Here is an 18,157-nt window from a genome sequence, read left to right as displayed (position 1 = left end):
TCAGGTGATCCACCCACCCTGTGGGTCTATGAAGCGATCTTGTTTAACACCTTCGAATCATGGCCAATGGTTCCAGGGATGCCTGTGATCCATGTCTCAAGTCCTTCCATATGGCGCACACTCGTGACGTATGGTGTCCCAACGCCTATAGCACTACTCAAGGACCTTTGGCCTGCTTGGCGCGCCAAGGGTCTCTTTTCTGCACAAGACGGGCTCAGCCAGTCTTGAGATCAGTGAATGACCTACGGGCCGGGCCCCAGCGCGAAGAAGCGCACGGGGTGTGGATCCCGGTGTGGTCTGTCCTTACCGCGCTCCCCCACGGAGCCGGACCCCAAAGGCGTTGGGGGGACAGCCCCCATGCCGGTGCCGGCCCTCCCCCACCGGGCGCGACTCAACGCTCACGAAGCGCGCGTCCCGAGCAAGCAAGGATCGACCATGGCGTCCAGCCTGACGAAGGACTCGGCCAGTACCACTGGCACCGAGAAGACCTTCCTCGGCCACCCCCGCGGCCTGGCCAACCTCTTCATGACGGAGATGTGGGAGCGCTACAGCTTCTACGGCATGCGGGCCCTGCTCGTGCTCTACCTGGTCGCCCCGGCGTCCTCGGGTGGGCTCGGGTTCAACATGGCCACGGCCACCGCGATCTACTCCGTGTACAACGCGATGGTGTACCTGCTCGCCCTGCCGGGCGGCTGGCTCGCCGACCGCGCCTGGGGCGCCCGCAAGACCGTGGCCATCGGCGGCACGATCATCATGATCGGCCACTTCCTGCTGGCCGTGCCGGTGGAGATCTCGTTCTTCATCGGTCTCGCGGCCATCGCGCTCGGTTCCGGTCTCCTCAAGGCCAACATCTCCACGATGGTCGGCCACCTGTACCCGGACAAGAACGACCCGCGTCGCGACGGTGGCTTCACGGTCTTCTACATGGGCATCAACCTCGGTGCCTTCGCCGCCCCGCTGACCATCGGCACCGTCGGCCAGAAGGTCAACTGGCACTTCGGCTTCGCCCTCGCGGGCGTGGGCATGGCGCTGGGTCTGCTGTTCTTCTTCCTCGGCACCCGCCACATGTCGGCGGAGAGCGACGTCGTTCCCACCCCGATGTCCGAGGCCGAGCGCGCCTCGATCATCAAGAAGGTCCTGATGTGGCTGGGCGTGGCGGTCGTCGCCTACGGCGCCCTCGCCGTCTCGGGCCACTTCACGGTGGACTGGGCCATGTGGCCGCTGACCATCGCGGGCCTCGTGATCCCGGCCTGGTGCCTGCTGCGCATCAAGCGGGACAAGGACCTCGACGAGGTCTCGCAGTCGCGGATGTCGGCGTACGTCTGGTTCTTCGTCGCCGCTGCCGTCTTCTGGGGCATCTACGACCAGACCGGCTCGACCCTGAGCGTCTTCGCGCAGGACAAGACCGCCAACAACCTGTTCGGTCTCGACTTCCCGTCCAGCTGGTTCCAGTCCCTGAACCCGCTGTACGTGATGGCCCTCGCGCCGGTCTTCGCCTGGCTCTGGGTGTACATGAACAAGCGGCGCAAGGAGCCGAGCACTCTGTCGAAGTTCGCCTTCGGCCTCACGCTCATCGGCCTCTCGTTCTTCGTGATGATGCTGGCCCAGGCCGCCGCGTCCGGCGACGTCAAGGTCACCCCGCTGTGGCTGTGCATGGTCTACCTGATCCAGACCGTCGGCGAGCTCACGCTCTCCCCGGTCGGCCTCTCGCTGACCACCAAGCTGGCGCCGGAGAAGTACGCCTCGCAGATGATGGGTGTCTGGTTCCTGGCCGTCACGGCCGGTGACTCGGTCATCGCGCTGCTCCAGCTGGTCGGCGCGCCGACCGACTCCACGTACTGGTTCGCCAGCCAGGGCGCGCTCGCCGTGGTCGCGGGCGTCTCGATCTTCATGTTCCGCAAGAAGGTCAAGCCCCTCATGGGCGGCGTGCACTGACCCGCCCCCGCCGTACGTGAAAGAGCCGCCGCACCGCGCAGGTGCGGCGGCTCTTCGCTTTCCCGGGGGCGTCAGCGCGTGCCGCGCAGCCGCTTCCAGGGGGTGAAGGTGAAGATCGCGCCGCCGAGCAGGATCACGGTGCCCGCGACCAGGCCGAGCGCGCGCAGGGCGCCCGTGTCGCTCGCGCCGGTCTGGGCCAGGCCGCCGGAGGACGAGGCGCCCGCGGAGCCGCCGGCCCCCGCCGTGCCCCCCGTGGTGCCCGCGGAGCCGCTGCCGCCGGCCGCGCCGCCCGGCTGGGCCGCCGTGTCCAGTTCCAGGGAGACCGGCGCCAAGCCGGAGACCTTGCACGGGATGTGGATCGGCGCGCCGCCCAGGGTGACGTCGATGGACAGGTCGCCGGGGCTGAGCGTGGACTTGCCGGAGGCGCCCGGCTTGTAGGTGCCCGTCATGTCGGTGAGGCTCACCGGCGCCCCCGACTTGATCGGGTCGGGGTTGGCGGGTCCGGTGACGGCCACCGAGCCCTTGTCGGCGCCGCCGACGGCGACCTGCATGGACGGCTTGAGGGCGCCCGCGGGAAGGTCGGCGGGGCTGTTCATGACGCCCTTGGCGGTCTTGACGGTGAGGTCGTAACTCCCGCCGTTCTTCTTGGCGTTGATGGTCACCTTGGACTGGATACTTGCCGGTCCCGGCGACTGGCAGGCGAAGTTGACCGCCACTTCCTTGCCGGGGAAGTCGCTCTGTCCCCCGCTGCCGCCGGTCGTCCCGCCGGAGGCGGAGCCGCCGGTCGTCCCGCCGGAGGCGGAGCCGCCGGTGGCCGAGCCGCCCGTGGTGGACCCGCCGGAGGCGCCGCCCGCCGTCGTGCCGCCCGACGCGGAGCCGCCGGTCGTGCCGCCCGAGGCCGTGCTGCCGCCGGACGTGGTGGCGCCCGTGGTGCCGCCGGTCGTCGAGCCCGAGGTGGTGCCGCCGGTCGTGCCGCCGGTGGTCCCCCCGCCGTCCGTCACCTTGATGGTGGCGCCAACCCCGACCGCCGCCTTCGGCGTGCACTTGGTGTCCGTCGACATGATCTGGTTGACGTTGATGTTGTACGCGTCGGGCGTCAGGGTGACGTCGCCCGCCTTGGTCAGCTTCAGCTTGGCCGTCATGTCCGGCAGGATCATCGGGCTGTTCTTGGGGATCGGCGGGTTCTGCCGCGGGCCCTTCATCGGGATGTCGGCGCTCTGCGCGCCGCCGGCCTTCAGGGTGCCGGTCGGCTGGACGACGTCCTTGTTGAGGTCGAGGACGTTGGGGTTGTTCGACGCGGCCTGGGTGAACTTCCAGACGACGTCCACCACATCGCCCACCTTGGCCGTGGCGGGGGCGGTGAGCTGCACCTTCGTCGTTCCCTCGACCGGTGGCAGGCCGGAGATGGACGGCGGTATGCACTCGGTGGCGTACGAGACTTCGGCTGCTTGTGCGGGGCCTGCGGCCAGCATGATCCCCGCGCCGCCGAGCATCAGCGCGAGACCGGCCGCGCTCATCCTCCGTTGCGTGGTCACGGATTTCCCTTCGTCGTGGAACGTCGTGAACGGGTGGGGTGGTTCTCGGACGGTGCGGAGTCGGGGGTGAACCACGGCAGCGCGGCCGTGGCGCGGGGCGGGGCGCCCTCGCCGGGTTCCGGCGCGGCCGGGGGCCGCTCGCGCCCGGCCGGGTCCGGGCCCTGCTTCGGCGGCCGGAGGGTGAGGCCGGGCAGCCGTACGCCGCGGTGCCGGGCGGGCCGGGCCCGGCCGCTCTCGCGCGGGCGCAGCCGGTCGACCACGGCCATGCCGATGCGGAAGACGGCGGCGGGCACCACCAGGCAGAGCAGGATCCAGAAGAGGGTCACGCCCCAGGGACGGTCCACGCCCCAGGGCTCGGTGGCGAGCAGCTTGTGCGCGTACTGGAGCGAGACCTGGTAGTCGCCGTGGGCGCCGGCCGACAGCTCGAAGTCCAGCTTGATCTCGGCCTTCTGGCCGGGCTGGACGGTGCCCTTCCACTGCCGGTCCTCCCACTGCGGCGCGAACACGCCGTGGGCGGTGCCGAGTTGGAAGACGGGGTCCTTGACGGGGGCCGAACCCAGGTTGCCGACGGTGAAGACCAGGGTGCGGGCGGGCGGGGCGCCGAACCAGGTCAGCACGGAGCTGTCGCCGTCGAGCCGGGGCTCGGCGAGCACCGCGAGCTTCCCGTCGCCGCTCTGGTCGGGCAGCGGCGCCACCGGCTGCCCGGTGATCTTCAACTCGGTGTCCACGACGGCCTGTTCGCCCTGCACGGTGGCCACGTGGACGACGCAGGGGCAGGGTTTGGGCGGCGGGGCGGCCGGCAGGACCTTGCTGAAGGCCCCCTTGGCGTCGGTGGTGACGGCCTGGCCGTCGGCGTTGGCGCAGGAGTTGGTGCCGCCGATGACACCCCGGTCGGGCGAGGACTGTCCGCAGACGAGCAGCATGAGGAGCGCGCCGGGCCGCCAGCCCGTGCCGGTGACGGTGACGTCGGCGCCCTTGGCGGCCTCGGGCCGGGAGAGCGCGACGGCGGGGGCGGGCTGGCCGGCGTCGGCGTGCGCGAGCGGGGCCGCCACCGCGCCGAGGAGGCCGAGCAGCAGCAGGGCGAGGGTCGCGCCCCTCGGGCGTGGCGTCACTGAAGGGCTCCTGTCTGCGCCAACTCACGTGCTGGTGCGGGCGGTTCCTCGCTCGGCACGGGCCGTGGCCGTCTGCGCCGCACGAGCCGCAGGGCGGCGGCGCACCCGAGCAGCACGAGGACCGTCCCGCCGACCGCGCCCCACGGCACGAAGGCGACGCTCGCCCGGGCGTCGGCGCGGGCGCCGCCGTCCGCGGCGACGTCGAGGCGGACGGTCACGCGGTCGAGGGCGGGCGGGTGCGGCCAGGGCTCGGTCAGCTCGACGCGCTGCCCCGGCAGGAGTTCCAGCGGCAGGGTGCGGGCCGGGCGGTCAAGGGCGCGGCCGAACACGCCGTCGGCGTGCAGCGCGAGACGCGGGACCAGGGTGGTGTTGCCGCGGTTGACCAGGGCGTACCGGATGAGGCCGCGGGCCTTGTCGACGCGTACGGCCTCCACGGTCAGGGCGCTCAACGTGGGCCCCGCGACGCGGAGTTGGACGCGGACGCCGACCTCGCGGCCGTCCGCCGAGGCGAGCAGGGCCGCGGGGTGGTCGCCGGGCTGGGCACCGGCCGGGACGGTGACCGCGAACGGCACGTCGGCGCGGGTGTGCGGCGGAATGCTCACCTCGGGGGCGGCCAGTGCGATCCAGGGGTCGGGCTCCCGGCGCACGGCGAAGGCCCCGTCCGCGGCGTTGCGGGCGGCGGCTCCGCGCAGGGTCACGGTGAGCGGGTGGCCGCTCGGGTTGCTCAGCGCGACCTTGTCCTCCAGGACCGTGCCGGGGGCGCCCTCCAGGTAGAAGTAGGGCCTGCCGCCGGCACTGGGGCGGGTCCCGCCGCCGGGTGCGGGCGCGGCGGTCCAGTCCCCGCTCGCCGCCGGGGCGGCCTGGGCGGCGGGCGCCGCGAGCGCGCACAGCAGCAGGGCCGCGGCCGGCAGGGCCGGGCGGATCGGACGCATCGGCGGCTCCTCGGGTGCGAGGGGGTTCCCGGTCAGGGCGTACGGGGGTGGAGTCAGGCCCGCTGGTTGCGTCGGGTCAGCCACAGCACTCCGGCCGCGCCGGCCAGGACGACCGTGCCGCCGAGGGTGCCGAGGGCCACGGCCGAGTCGAGGGGTCCGGTCTTGGGGAGGGCGGCCGGGGCGCCGCCGCCGGTGGAACCGCCGCCGGTGGAGCCGCCCGAACCGCCGGCCCCGGAGACGTCGAGTTCGAGCGAGGGACCGGGGCTGTTGCCGGGGGTGCAGGTCGTGGTGGTGCCGAGCGCCTTGATGGTGAGGACGCCCGCGGTGAAGGTGACCTTGCCGTTGGCCTTGGGTACGTAGGTACCCGACAAGTCGCTGATCTTGATGGGGGAGTTGGCGGGGATCTCCGCGGAGTTGGCGGGGCCCTTGACCGAGAGCGTCCCCTTGTCGGCGCCACCGAGGTTGATCACCGCGCTGGGGCTCATCGCGCCCGCGCCGAGTGCGACCGGGCTGGAGGACACGCCCTTCTGGAAGGACATGGTCACGTTGTAGGAACCGCCGCTCTTGACGGCCTTGATGTCGATGGGCGAGACCGCGCTCTTCGCGCCGATCGGCGTCTGGCAGTTGTAGTTGACGTCCACGACGGATGCCTGGGCCGCCGGTGCGGTGATCAGCACCACCGAGCCCGCGACCGCCGCCGCCAGCGCGAGCGCTGTCCTCTTCTGGTACGACACCTCGAATTCCCCTTATGCCGGTGGTACCGAGGGCCGCCAAGTTACTGACGGCACATCAGATCGGGCGGCCAAGGTACGCCGGGGACCTTGTCGAGGGAAGACAAAGAGCAGGGTGGGATCGAGGTCCGGGCATGACGGTGGACCGGCGGTCCGAACCGCCGGTAACCGCGGACAGGAGTTACGCGGGTGCCGCGAGTTCCGCCCAGACCGTCTTGCCGGTGACACCCGGTGTGCGCACCACGCCCCAGTCGAGGCACAGCCGCTGCACGATGAACATGCCGTGGCCGCCGGGCCGCCCCGCGCGGTGCGGGGTGCGGGGCGCGGGCTGCCCCGCACCGAGGTCGCTGACCTCCAGGCGCAGGACCTTCGCGGTGCGCGAGACCCTCAGCCCTTCGGGACCCTCGGCGTGCAGACAGGCGTTGGTGACCAGTTCGGAGACGACGAGCAGCACGTCCTCGCACGCGGCGCGGCCCTCCGCCGTCGCCGCCGGCAGCCAGCCCCAGTCGTAGAGGGCCTGCCGCGTGAAGTCCCGGGCCATCGGGACGATGCCGCTCGCGCCGCTCAGCGCGAGAACGCGCGAGGACGCGACGGCGCCCGTGCCGTCGGACTCCAACGGCACGCCATCGGGCCGGGCTCCCTGGGGCTCGGGCCCACGGTCGCCCGGAGCCTGCTCCCGGGTGGTGCTCATCAGCGCTTCACCTCACCGATTCGCCAATGTCTTCAGTCTGCTCTCCTGCCCGGACGAATCGGGGTCAGTCACACAGAGCGGTATCGAGCGAATCATGCACGGTGAAGACAGCCTCCGCCCCCGTGATCTCGAATACGCGCGCCACGACGGGCCGCATCGCCACCAGGTGGACCCCGCCACCGAGCCCCTCCGCCTTCAGGCGGGCGCCGAGCAGCACGTTCAGTCCGGTGGAGTCGCAGAACTCCAGCTGCGAGCAGTCGACGACGAGTCGTGTGCGCCCCTGCTCGATGGCCGCTTCCAGAGGTTCCCTGAGCAGATCCGCGGTGTGGTGATCAAGCTCACCCGCGGGTGTCAGGACCTCACTGCGACCAGCGGTGCGGACTCCGACCCGGAGCCGGCCCCGATTCGTGCTGCCGACCGTGCCGCGGTCCATGCCGTCCCTCTTCGCCGATTCGTCGTAACTTCCCAAGAACACTACGCCTTCCCTACACCATTCGGAACCCGAACATCCCAATAAACCGGACATACAGGGACAAAGAAGCCTTGCGGGAGCCTACTCAAAGCGGGTAGGGGTAGTAGAGACAGCTATTCAACACGACCGGCCACGGAGGCGCCGCACACCGCGGACAACACGTATGGGCATCGGCAGCCATATGCCGAGAACGATGGAGGAGACCCATGTCACCCCGGCTCGACGAATCGCAAGCGGATACGTCGATCAAGCAGGACCCGCAGGACATCCGCCCCCCACTCGCACGATCGCACACAGCAGAGGGGCTTGAGGGTCTTCCCGAGATCCCGCCCTTCACCGAGGTCGGCCCCGTCGACGCGCGGGCGCTGTCGAAGACGCTCTTCGCCCGCCTGGACGCGCTCGAAGAAGGCACGCACGAGTACGCCTACGTACGCAACACGCTCGTCGAACTGAACCTGGCCCTGGTCAAGTTCGCCGCATCGCGCTTCCGCTCCCGCAGCGAGCCGATGGAGGACATCATCCAGGTCGGCACCATCGGCCTGATCAAGGCCATCGACCGGTTCGAGTTCGACCGCGGCGTGGAGTTCCCCACCTTCGCGATGCCGACCATCGTCGGCGAGATCAAGCGCTTCTTCCGCGACACCTCCTGGTCCGTGCGGGTCCCGCGCAGGCTCCAGGAACTCCGCCTGGACCTCGCCAAGGCGGGCGACGAACTCGCCCAGCAGCTGGACCGCTCGGCCACGGTGGGCGAGCTCGCCGAACGCCTCGGCATCACCAAGGAAGAAGTCGTCGAGGGCATGGCGGCGAGCAACGCGTACACCGCGAGCTCGCTCGACGCGCAGCCCGAGGAGGACGACTCCGAAGGCGCGCTGACCGACCGCATCGGCTACGAGGACCACGATCTCGAAGGCGTCGAGTACGTCGAGTCGCTGAAGCCGCTGATCGCCGAACTCCCTGCCAGGGACCGGAAGATCCTCTCGCTGCGCTTCGTGGCCAACATGACGCAGTCCGAGATCGGCGAGGAGCTCGGCATCTCCCAGATGCACGTCTCCCGGCTGCTCTCGCGCACCTTGCGCAAGCTCCGCAAGGGGCTGACCGTCGAGGAGTGACGCACCGCTCCGTCAGTCAATGCGGAAGGGCCCGTTCCGTCGAGGTACGGGCCCTTCCGCATTGTTGACGAAGCGGTGTGGACTGGGTCACATTGAGCGCTGGGGATGCGGGGGGTCTGGGGGGACTTCATGGCGTACGAAGAGCTCGAACGGCCGATGCGCGAACGGCTGGGGCGCGAGTGCCTCTATGTGCCGTCCTGCCGGCTGGGCCTCTACCTCGCCCTCAGACACTGGTGCCCGCCGGGCGGCCGGGTGCTGATGTCGCCGGTCAACGACGACGTCATCCTCTTCGTGGTGCTCGCGGCCGGTCTGCGTCCGGTGCAGGCGCCGCTCGATCCGCGCGACGGCTCCCTCGACCCGGCCGCCGTACCGGACGCGCTCTGGCCCCGGCTGTCCGCCGTGCTGACCACCAACCTGTACGGCAACCCCGACCCCGCGCCCGAACTGGCGGCCCGGTGCGACCGGTTGGGGATCCCGCTCATCGAGGACGCGGCCCACGCCATCGGCAGCACCGTCGCCGGGCGCCCGGTCGGCACCTTCGGCCAGGCCAGTGTCTTCAGCCTCTCCAAGCACACCGCGGCCAAGGCGGGCGGCTTCCTCGCGCTCGCCGACCCGGGTCTGCGCGAGGCGCTCGCCAAGTCCCGCGACGCCCTCCTGGAGCCGGTCCGCGCGGGCGCCGAACTCGCCTACTGGGCCCGGCCGTACGCCGAGGCGACCGTCCGCGGGCTGCGCCTCGCGCCCGCCGCCCGGTCGGTGCTGCGGATGCTCGGGCGGCAGGAGCGCGAGGACATCCGGATGCCGCTGCGCCCCGCCGAACTGAGCCGCGCCCTTCGGGCCGCGCCCGACCTGGCCGCCTTCCACTCCTGGGCGCGGGTCGACATGCACGACTACCGGGCGGCGCCGGGCCGGGGCCGGATCGCCCGCATCCGGCGGAGGCTGCACGGGCTCGACGCCGTGCTCGACGCGCACCGCCGGGGCGCCGAGAAACTGCTCGCCACCGAGTGGGCGCGGCCGGATGCGGGGCCCGCGCAGCCGCTGTTCCGGGTGCCGCTGCTCGTCGAGGACCGCGACGCGGCCCGCGCGGCGCTCGCCCGCGCCCGGATCACCGTGGGCTATCTGTACGACCCGCCGCTCGACGACTACGCGGGCGAGACCTTCACCGACCCCTCCCCCGCGCCCGGGCCGGCCCGCTGGTTCGCCCGACACGCCCTGCCCGTCGACCCGTTGAAGGCCGAGCGCACCATCGAGGTGCTGCGCGCGGCGGGCGTCCGGCCCGTGAGGGGCGGCCCCGCCGGTGTCTGACACGGCCAGATCCGAGATCGAGGACATCGCCGCCGTGCCGTCCGACCAGGCCGTCACGGACGGCTCCCCGCCCGCGGGCGCCGGCGACTCGATGTTCCGCAACGCCTACGCCCTGATGCTGTCCACGGCCGTCTCGGCCGCGCTCGGCCTCGGCTTCTGGCTGGTGGCGGCCCGCTACTACAGCGAGGAGGCGGTCGGGCAGGGCTCGGCGGCCATCGCCGCGATGAAGCTGCTCGCCTCCATCACCGCCACCACCATGATCGGCGCGGTGGTCCGCTACGTGCCCCGGGCCGGCCGCTCGACCGGGATGCTCGTGCGGCGCGCCTACCTGGGAAGCACCGTCGTGGTAACGGTCGCCTGCGTCGTCTTCCTGTGCACCCTGCCGCTGTGGGGGCCCTCGTACGCGCCACTGACCGGGCTCACCGCCGGGGTGGTCTTCACGGTGTCGTCGGTGGCCTGGGCGATCCTCACCCTCCAGGACGGCGTCCTGACCGGGCTGCGCAAGGCGATCTGGGTGCCGGTCGGCAACGCCGTGTTCTCCCTCGGCAAGCTGCTGCTGCTCGCCGTGTTCTCGGCGCTCGCCCTCGGCGTGTTCGTCTCCTGGGCCGCCGCGATGGTGCTCTCCATCCTGCCGCTGGGCTGGCTGGTCTTCCGCAGGCTGATCCCCGCGCAGGCCGCCGCCGACCGCGACCGGCCGGTGCCCGAACTGCGCGAGATCGGCCGCTTCCTGGCCGGGGACTCGGTCGGGGCGCTGTTCTCGCTCGCCATGATCAACCTGCTGCCGGTGATGGTCGCCGTCCGCTTCCCGGCTGCCCAGAACGGGTTCTTCTTCATCGCGTACACGGTCGGCGGGACCATGGAGTTCATGGCCACGAACATGGCCTCCTCGCTGACCGCGCACTCCTCGCACAGCCCGGACAAGCTCGCCGACGGGGTGCGCGGAGCGCTGCGCCGGATGGCGCTGCTGCTGATCCCGGTGGTGCTGTTCCTGCTCCTGTTCGCGCGCCAGATCCTGCGCCCGTTCGGCGACGACTACGCCCAGCACGGCACCCTGGTCCTCCAACTGCTGGCCGCCGCCGCGATCCCGCGGGTCGCGGTCGAGCTGTACATCGGCGTCCTGCGCGTCCAGGGCCGCACCGGCATGCTGGCGATCCTCCAGGGCGCGATGTGCACGCTGGTCCTCGGCAGCGCCGCGGTGCTGCTCGGCGTGTACGGCATCTCCGGCGCCGGCTGGGCCCAGCTGTGCGCGATGACCGTGATGGCCCTGTGCTGTGTGCCCGGACTGCGCGCCGCGCTGGCGGGCCGCGCCGCCGTCCGCGCCCCGCGCGCCCCCAAGTCGGCCGAGTACGGCACCAGTTGGGCCCTGCTCGCCCAGGCGGCCCGCACCGAGGAGGCCCGCGCGTACGGCACCCGCTGGGCCACCCAGACCGCGTACCTGCGCGGCGGCATGGACACCGCCACCCCCGCGCTCGGCATCCCCGTGTACGTCCCCGGGTCCCACCCCGAACAGGGCTCGGCGACCACCCTGCACCTGCGCGCCCTGCCCGACCCGGCGGTCCGCGAGAGCGACGAGTCGCTCCTGACGACCGTCCTGTGGCTGCTGCTCGGCCTCGCGGCCGGTCTGTTCTGGGTGCCGCTGTCGCGCGCCGCGGACGTGCCCGGCGGCAACCTCAACGGCACCGGGCTCCTGCCCCACCTGCCGCCGGTGAGCCTGACCGCGGGGGTGCTGCTCATCGTCGTGTGCAGTGCGGCGGTGTCGCTGTACCGTCCGCGCCCCGGGCTGCTCGTGGCCGGGCTGGGGGTGACGGTGGCGGGCCTGCACACCGCGCCGGTCATCCTCGGGGTGCCGCCCGACGCCCTGTCCGGCCCCTGGCACACCCCGCTCGTCCGGTTCCTCGCCGAGAGCGCCGGGTTCGCCTCGCGGGACGGCATCGAGCGCTGGCTGCCGGTGGTGCTGCAACTGCTCTGCCTGGCCCTGGCGACGGTGGCCCTGCGCGCGCTGCGGGTGCACTGGCGGATCGTCTCGGTCGTGGTATGGGTGCTCGCGGTCGCGGGCTGGGCGGCCCAGCGCGCGTTCGCCGCGGCCGCGCTGCCGGTCTTCGCCGGGCTGTGCGCGGCCACGGCGGCAGCGCTGGTGCACCGCTGGTTCAGCGACCGGGACCGGGCCGCCTGACGCGGCCGCGCGCCCCGTTCACCGGGCGGGACCGGGTTTGCCAGGTTTGCCGCGTTTCGTGCGCTCGACCGCGCCCCGGGTCGCGGCGGGCAGCGGCAGCCCCGGGAAGACGCAGGCCACGGTCGAGAAGGCGGCCAGGGAGATCAGGAACGCGGTCGCCGAGAACCCGTGCACCAGGAAGAGGCAGGTGGACACGAGCGCCCCGAACGACAGGCTGAGCGGCGCCGCGAGCGCGAGCGCCTCCAGGCGGGCGCCGGGCCGCAGCATGTCGGGCTGCGGGTAGAGCAGCGCGAAGCCGGGCCCCAGCGCGACGAAGAGCAGCACGGGGATCCAGCGCAGGGGGCTCGCCGCGGGCAGCGCGGTGGCCGCCAGGGCGAGCCAGCCGGAGAGGGCGACGGTGGCTCTGATGTGCGTCTGGTTGAGGCGCATGTGCGACGACCTCCCGGTCGGTGGTCCTGGCTGACTGTCCATCCCGCTGCGCGCCCGCTTCTCGCGCAGTTCCCCGCGCCCCTGGCAGGGTCGGTGCTGGCCCGCATGGGCAACCTCAGCCCGTCATGGGGGTCCCCCCTGGCCCTCAAGGCCTTGGGGGAGATTGAGGACGAGCGCCGTTCAGGCGCGTACGGGGTCTGGGGCGGAGCCCCAGGCAGCCGGCCCGCGCGGGGTCAAGGGCGCGGCGGGGCGGCATACCGCAGCACCGTTCCGTACGCGTTCCCGTCGATCACCCGGAACCTCGGCGAAGCCTCAAGCTTCGACTTCAGCTCCTGGAAGCCCCCCGCGGGAAGCAGCCCCTCCCCCGCCGTGTAGACGTCCTGCGTACGCGTGAGGATGAAGTACACCGGCCGCCCGTCCTTGGGCAGTTGGGGCTCCAGATACCCCACCGGATCCCGCAGCATGATCGCGTTCTGCGGCTCCTCCTGCTCCGCGACGTACCAGTGCTCCAGCTGGTCGTAGCGGTGCAGCGCCTGCGGGAAGGAGCCGGTGACGGCGAGGATCATCGAGCCCTTGGGCGCGTTGTCGAGGACCTTGGTCACCATCGCCGTCTCGGCGGGCGGCGTGTAGTACATGCGCTCCTTGCCGTAGTACGCGGGGATGAACCCGGCCACCAGCAGGACGAGCACCAGCGGCAGGGCGACGGCCGCGACCCGTCGGCGCACCACGGGGCGGATCCGCCCGGTGCTCTGCCCGGCCGCAGCCGGCACCAGCGCGGCCGCCGCGAAGAACGCCGCCCCGGGCAGCCCGAACAGGTAGACCCGGAAGAGCATTTCGCCGCCGTAGTCGTTGACGGCGAACAGCGGCACCGGCGCGATGGAGACCAGGAGCAGCGGAAGCGCGCTCTTGACCAGTTTGCGGCGCAGGACGACGGCCACCACGGCCAGGGCGGCGATCACCAGGACCATGACCACGTCCGCCCGGCCCTGCAACACGGGCCCCGGGCCGGTGAGTTGACCGGCGTACCCCGCGCGCGAGTTGTTGAGGAGGTTGCCCACGGACTCCTTGAGGGAGGCCAGCGTCTCCACGAACAGCGGGCGGCCCATCGTGACGTCCCAGATCAGCATGATCACGGCCGTGACGACGAGCAGTCCGGGGTTGCGGTAGCGCCGGGTCAGGTTGAGGGCGACCAGGGCGACGCACAGCATCACCGGGGTGAGCTGGTGGGTGAAGTTGATGGCGGCGATCAGCGGGGCCAGGATCGCCACGCAGACCGCGCGCTGGCGGCCCGTGGTGGGCGGCGGGACGCTGGCCGCCGCGGGGTCGAGGTTGGCTCGTGAGCGCAGCTCGCCCGCGGCGCCGGGGCGTACGAAGTGCCGGAAGACCACGGCCAGTACGGCCAGGTCCAGGATCAGCGCCATGCCCTGGGGCGAGAAGTAGTCCTGGCCGACCCAGTTGGCGACCTCGAAGATCCACACGCCGGTCCACACGAGCCGCCAGTCCTCGGCGAAGGTGCGGTAGATCAGGACGAGGACGGGGATGAGGACGACGCCGTAGAAGAGCGAGGCCCAGTTGAGGTACGCGGCCGCCGTGTCCACACCGAAGGCGCGCACCAGGCCCGCGTTGAGGGTGAAGAAGCCGGGCCACTGGTCGTACGCCGCCATGTTGCCCGACAGCGGCACGCCCGGCCGCAGTTCCTGGTTGGCCAGGAGGTGGTTGACCACCGCGTCGTGCTTGGAGGACCAGGGGTAGCGCACCGAGTCGTACAGGATCGCGGTCGGCGCCTTCAGGGCGAAGAGCAGGGCGACGCTGTAGAGCCCCGGCCACCAGGGCGCGGTGCCCGCCCGGCGCAGGCTGACGACGAAGCCGCCGGTGAGGACGGCGAGGGAGAGGTAGAAGGCGGCGGGCAGCTGGTCGAGCAGGCCCCAGTCGCCCATGTGCCGGTAGTCGATGTGCGGCAGCGAGTACACCCATAAGGCGGTGGCCAGCGCCAACGGGAGCCAGGTCAGCAGCGTCTGGGGCTGGAGCGCGGCGGGTCTCGACCAGCGCCGGGAGCCCTTGACCGGCGCGTCGGCCGTCTGTTCCATGGCCGGATCGTCGGGACGCTGCTGTTTGCTCCCCTGGACCGGCGTGGGCACACGCTGCTGCACAGTGCGACTCCCCCCACAGATGTGGTCGCGGCCGTCACGCCGCTGTCCCCTGGCTGTCCCTTGAGCGAAGTATAGGAACACTCTTCGCGTTTGTGTGGCTGCGCCGTCATCCGCCGTCACCCGGCGAAGACCGGCCCTTTCACGGCGGCCCTGGTCCGCCGGTAGAAGCGCCAACCCACCGTTCGCGGCGAGTCGTTGTACGGGGCGATCCGTGCCCCCTCCCCGCGCATCCACGCCTCGACATCGGCGAGGGTGTGGGTGCGGCGCAGGATGAGCCGGGCGATGCGGTAGGCCTCGTCGTGCTCCGAGCTGAGCGCGTGCCGCACCGCGACGGCCGTCTCGTACCCCGCGGCCCGCGCGGCCCGGCGCACGGCGCGGCTGTTGTAGCCGTGCGGGTAGGCGAGGTGGGCGATGCGATGGCCCAGCGCGTCCTCCAACACGGCCTTGGAGTCGGCGAGTTCGCGCTGGAGCGCGCCCGCCCGGAGGGTGTCGAGCTGGGGGTGCGAGACGGTGTGCGCGCCGATCTCCAGGCCGTGCTCCTCCAGCGCCCTCGCCTGGTCGAGCCTCATCATCGGCGCGGGCGGCAGCAGGCTCCGGCCGCCGGGGGTGATCGCGCCGGTGGTGAGGTAGGCCGTGGCGGGCAGGCCGCGCTCGGCGAGCGTCTCGGCGGTGCGGCCGGGCAGGTCGGCGAAGCCGTCGTCGAAGGTGAGCACGACCGGCCGGGGCGGCAGCGGGGCGCGCCCGGCCAGGTGGGCGGCGAGCGCCCCGATGGTCACCGGCGTACGTCCGCTGGCGCGGATGACGTCGAGCTGGGCCGCGAACTGCCTTGGCGAGATGGTGAATTCGGCGATCCAGCCGGGCGGGTCGTCCATCACCGCGTGGTAGAGCAGCACCGGGACGGGGGCCGCGCCGGGGCTCATCTGCCCGTCTCCCAGGGCAGCCGGTGGCCGCGCACCCGGCGCCGGGCGCGCAGATAGCCGAGCGGCCCGTACAGCATGCCCCTGCGCTCCAGGCGGGACAGCGAGCGCGGCCACGGGTAGCTCTGCGAGCCGTGCTCGCCGGGCACCGACTGCTCGCCCGCGTCGCGGTGGGCGCTGATGGCGAGCGCGTGCGCGAGGCCGCGCGGCACCCGGGCGAGCAGCGCGGGCAGCAGGGCCGGGCGGCGCACGATGATCGCGGTGAGGTAGGCGGTGAGCCCGGCGCCGTATCCGTACGCCTGGTTCTCCAGGTCCTGCCAGGTCTCGCGGTGGTGGTGCCACACCAGCGCCTCGGGCGTGTAGCTCAGCCGGTGGCCCGCGGCGACGACCCGGGCGAAGGCGTACAGGTCGTCGCCGCCCCGGGCCGGGGTGCCGGTGCCGGTCGCCGGGTCGAAGCCGCCGACGGAGCGCAGGACGCCGGCCCGGAAGGCCATGTTGGCGCCGGAGCCGAACCGGCCGGCCGTGAACGGGAACAGCGGCTCGTCGGCCGGGGGCCGGCGCGGGTCGAAGTGGCGGGGCGCGAAGCCCTTGGTGAAGCCGCCGTGGCTTTCGAGCAGGATCTGCGCGGGCGTGGTGAGGCGGGCGGGCAGGATGAGGCCGGTGGCGCAGCCGAGCCGGGGGTCGTCCGCGAAGGGCGCGGCGAGGCAGGACAGCCAGCGCCGGTCGGCGATCACGTCGTCGTCGGTGAACGCGAGGATCTCGCCGTGCGCGGCCGCGACGCCCCGGTTGTGCGCGGCGGCCAGGCCCGGCACGGGTTCCACGACGTAGCGCACCCCGAGGGCCGCGTAACGGCCCTCGACGAGTTCGCGGGTCTGGTCGGTGGCGGGGTTGTTGTCGACGACGAGGATCTCGTAATCGGGGTGGTCCTGGTCCAGCAACGAGTCGAGCGCGCGGGCGAGTTGGCCGGCCCGCTCGCGGGTGGCGACAATGACGCTGGCGCTCGGCGGGCGCGGGGCGGGCGCGAGACGCTCCTCGGGCACGAACCCGGTGAGCTGCTTGCGGGCCTCCGTGGCCAGCGCCTCGGCCACGTCGTCACCCTGCCTGACCTGTCCGAGCACCGTCCCGACCGGCCGCCCCCGCAGCCTGACCAGGACGTACACCTCGCCGGGGCCGACCGGCGGCCCGCCCGGCGCGGGTGTCAGGGACAGCACGTCCCCGTCCAGTCCGTCGAGATCCAGCTCCCCCACGCTGATCCCGCCACCGACGCCCTGCGGTCTCACGAGGCCCTGCGCCTCCGGCCCGCGCGATCCGTGCGACGACCTTTCCGACACTGTTTTCCCCCCGTACTCCGGCTCCCCTGGTGGCCGTTGGTGGCCGTGCCCCGTCGGGGGCTACTTTCCGGCGCCGCGCAACCGCCCGGCCCGCTTGAGGCCGCGCTGCGCGAACTCGGCGAGCCTGGGCCGCTCCCGGACGAACCCGTGCGCCCGGCGGGCGGGCTCCCGGCCGATCCAGTGCAGCACCGCCCCCGCTCCGGGGCGGGTCGACGCCCCCTCGTACACCGGTATCTCGCCGGTCTTCAGCGCGTCCTTGTACTCGGCGGCGCCCCGCCCGAGGTCCAGCATCCCGATGCCCTCGGCCGCCGCCGCCTCGGCCATCCGCAGATGCAGCACGAGACCGGGCGAGTACTTGGCGAACTCCGGGTCGTACGCCGGGAACCAGCAGGCCAGCACGGTGCGCGAGCGCAGCCCGAAGTGCGCGGCGACCGGCTCGTCCCCCGCGTACAGGACGGAGAGCACCCCCGAGCAGCCGGGCGCGCGGGTGTGGGCGAGCTGCTGCACCAGGGTGCTGATCCACTCCTGGGCGAACCGGTCGCGCCGCCCGGTGCGGCGGTACTGCGCGGACTTCCACTCCATGAGCCGGGCCAGCGCCGCCGGGTCCCGCTCGTCGAAGACGAACCGGACCTCCCCCGCCTGCCGCCCCAGCCTGCGCTCCTTGGCGGTGGTGGTCCTGAAGAACTTCGGGGACCGCCGTCGCAGGATCGTTTCGTACGCGGCGTAACCGGCCCCCACGTCGATCACGTAGGAGGCGTACTCGGCGGCCGCGTCCGCCGCGAACAGCACCTGGCCCGCCTCCAGGTTGTCGAACTCCCAGGAGGACAGCCCACAGGCACGCATCAACTCGTCGCGCTCCAGGGCGAGTTCTGGCCTCGCCACGATGCCCTGGCAGTCCGACACCCCGAACCCGATGGCCCGCCCCCGGCCCACCCTCCCCCTCTCGTACGGGAAGAAGGCGACCGGCTCGCCGTCGTCGTGCACCACGGCGACCCGGGACGAGGGCCGCACCCGGCCCACGGCCAGGGTGAACTCCGGCTCCAGGAAAGGATTCTCCGGCGCCTGCGACTTGGCCCGCAGCTCGCGCCACACCTCCAGCTCCCCGGCGCTCAGATCGCCGGGCCGCACCACTCGTATCCGGCCCCGTGCGCCCTCGGCGGCGCCGCTCCCGCGCAGACTGCTCACCCTCGACCCCCCGGTCTCCCCCTGAGCCACGCTGAACCTGGACGGTACCGGTCGATTTCACCCGACGGTAGGTACCCCCGCACAGTTTGTGACCGTACGGTGAAGGTTGGTACGGCGTCGTCGTTCTGGGCGCCTTCGGGCCGGGCGGCGGGT

General features: G+C 72.5%; 15 protein-coding genes. 4 read left to right on the top strand and 11 right to left on the bottom strand.

All coding sequences use genetic code 11. The features are described 5' to 3' along the window. The first annotated feature begins 435 nt into the window (after positions 1-435). On the top strand, positions 436-1,935 hold the full coding sequence (locus DT019_RS26040; RefSeq protein ID WP_114039336.1) for a peptide MFS transporter: 1,500 nt from the start codon (positions 436-438) through the stop codon (positions 1,933-1,935). Between the two features lie 71 nt (positions 1,936-2,006). Here DT019_RS26040 and DT019_RS26035 read toward each other — a convergent pair whose 3' ends face one another. From DT019_RS26035 to DT019_RS26010, 6 genes are all read right to left on the bottom strand, one after another. Further along, positions 2,007-3,452 (bottom strand): hypothetical protein, encoded by a 1,446-nt coding sequence (locus tag DT019_RS26035; protein ID WP_114039335.1) that lies wholly within the window; start codon positions 3,450-3,452, stop codon positions 2,007-2,009. Between the two features lie 14 nt (positions 3,453-3,466). Beyond that, positions 3,467-4,582, bottom strand: a complete 1,116-nt coding sequence (locus tag DT019_RS26030; RefSeq protein WP_114039334.1) for a hypothetical protein — start codon at positions 4,580-4,582, stop codon at positions 3,467-3,469. Beyond that, positions 4,579-5,514 (bottom strand): hypothetical protein, encoded by a 936-nt coding sequence (locus DT019_RS26025; protein ID WP_114039333.1) that lies wholly within the window; start codon positions 5,512-5,514, stop codon positions 4,579-4,581. Before DT019_RS26025 ends, DT019_RS26030 begins: the two co-directional genes overlap by 4 nt. A 53-nt stretch (positions 5,515-5,567) precedes the next feature. Further along, entirely contained in the window at positions 5,568-6,248 is a 681-nt protein-coding gene (locus DT019_RS26020) for a peptidase (protein WP_114039332.1), read from the bottom strand. A 178-nt stretch (positions 6,249-6,426) separates the two neighbouring features. Continuing rightward, positions 6,427-6,936 (bottom strand): ATP-binding protein, encoded by a 510-nt coding sequence (locus DT019_RS26015; RefSeq protein WP_114039331.1) that lies wholly within the window; start codon positions 6,934-6,936, stop codon positions 6,427-6,429. Positions 6,937-7,000: 64 nt separating this feature from the next. Continuing rightward, positions 7,001-7,369: an STAS domain-containing protein gene (locus DT019_RS26010; RefSeq protein WP_114039367.1), complete on the bottom strand. Its 369-nt coding sequence runs from the start codon at positions 7,367-7,369 to the stop codon at positions 7,001-7,003. A 245-nt stretch (positions 7,370-7,614) separates the two neighbouring features. On the opposite strand from DT019_RS26010, the gene DT019_RS26005 reads away from it, so the two are divergent. The 3 genes from DT019_RS26005 (at position 7,615) to DT019_RS25995 (ending at position 11,992) form a co-directional block, all read left to right on the top strand. Further along, positions 7,615-8,517, top strand: a complete 903-nt coding sequence (locus DT019_RS26005; RefSeq protein WP_223279752.1) for an RNA polymerase sigma factor SigF — start codon at positions 7,615-7,617, stop codon at positions 8,515-8,517. Between the two features lie 129 nt (positions 8,518-8,646). Next, positions 8,647-9,819: a DegT/DnrJ/EryC1/StrS family aminotransferase gene (locus tag DT019_RS26000; RefSeq protein ID WP_114039364.1), complete on the top strand. Its 1,173-nt coding sequence runs from the start codon at positions 8,647-8,649 to the stop codon at positions 9,817-9,819. Beyond that, positions 9,812-11,992 carry a lipopolysaccharide biosynthesis protein gene (locus tag DT019_RS25995; protein WP_411292732.1) on the top strand — a complete coding sequence of 727 codons (2,181 nt, stop codon included), beginning with the start codon at positions 9,812-9,814 and terminating at the stop codon, positions 11,990-11,992. Before DT019_RS26000 ends, DT019_RS25995 begins: the two co-directional genes overlap by 8 nt. Before the next feature lie 18 nt (positions 11,993-12,010). Here DT019_RS25995 and DT019_RS25990 read toward each other — a convergent pair whose 3' ends face one another. The 5 genes from DT019_RS25990 to DT019_RS25970 all read right to left on the bottom strand — a co-directional run bounded on the left by DT019_RS25990 (position 12,011) and on the right by DT019_RS25970 (position 17,956). Then, positions 12,011-12,421, bottom strand: coding sequence for a hypothetical protein (locus tag DT019_RS25990; RefSeq protein WP_114039330.1), 411 nt, complete (start codon positions 12,419-12,421; stop codon positions 12,011-12,013). A gap of 233 nt (positions 12,422-12,654) precedes the next feature. Beyond that, entirely contained in the window at positions 12,655-14,508 is a 1,854-nt protein-coding gene (locus tag DT019_RS25985; RefSeq protein WP_189389926.1) for a hypothetical protein, read from the bottom strand. Between the two features lie 179 nt (positions 14,509-14,687). Next, positions 14,688-15,491 (bottom strand): polysaccharide deacetylase family protein, encoded by an 804-nt coding sequence (locus tag DT019_RS25980; protein WP_223279751.1) that lies wholly within the window; start codon positions 15,489-15,491, stop codon positions 14,688-14,690. Further along, complete coding sequence (locus DT019_RS25975; RefSeq protein WP_223279757.1) at positions 15,488-16,741, bottom strand: glycosyltransferase; 1,254 nt, start codon at positions 16,739-16,741, stop codon at positions 15,488-15,490. Before DT019_RS25975 ends, DT019_RS25980 begins: the two co-directional genes overlap by 4 nt. A gap of 138 nt (positions 16,742-16,879) precedes the next feature. Next, the gene (locus DT019_RS25970; protein WP_411292735.1) at positions 16,880-17,956 is read right to left on the bottom strand and encodes a GNAT family N-acetyltransferase; all 1,077 of its coding nucleotides are present in this window, start codon (positions 17,954-17,956) and stop codon (positions 16,880-16,882) included. Positions 17,957-18,157 lie beyond the last annotated feature (201 nt).

This window comes from Streptomyces sp. SDr-06 (genome assembly GCF_003324565.1).
In the GTDB taxonomy this organism is placed as follows: Bacteria; Actinomycetota; Actinomycetes; order Streptomycetales; family Streptomycetaceae; genus Streptomyces.
The sequence above is the reverse complement of the archived record's forward strand: the minus strand, read 5'-3'. Positions and strand labels throughout refer to the sequence as shown.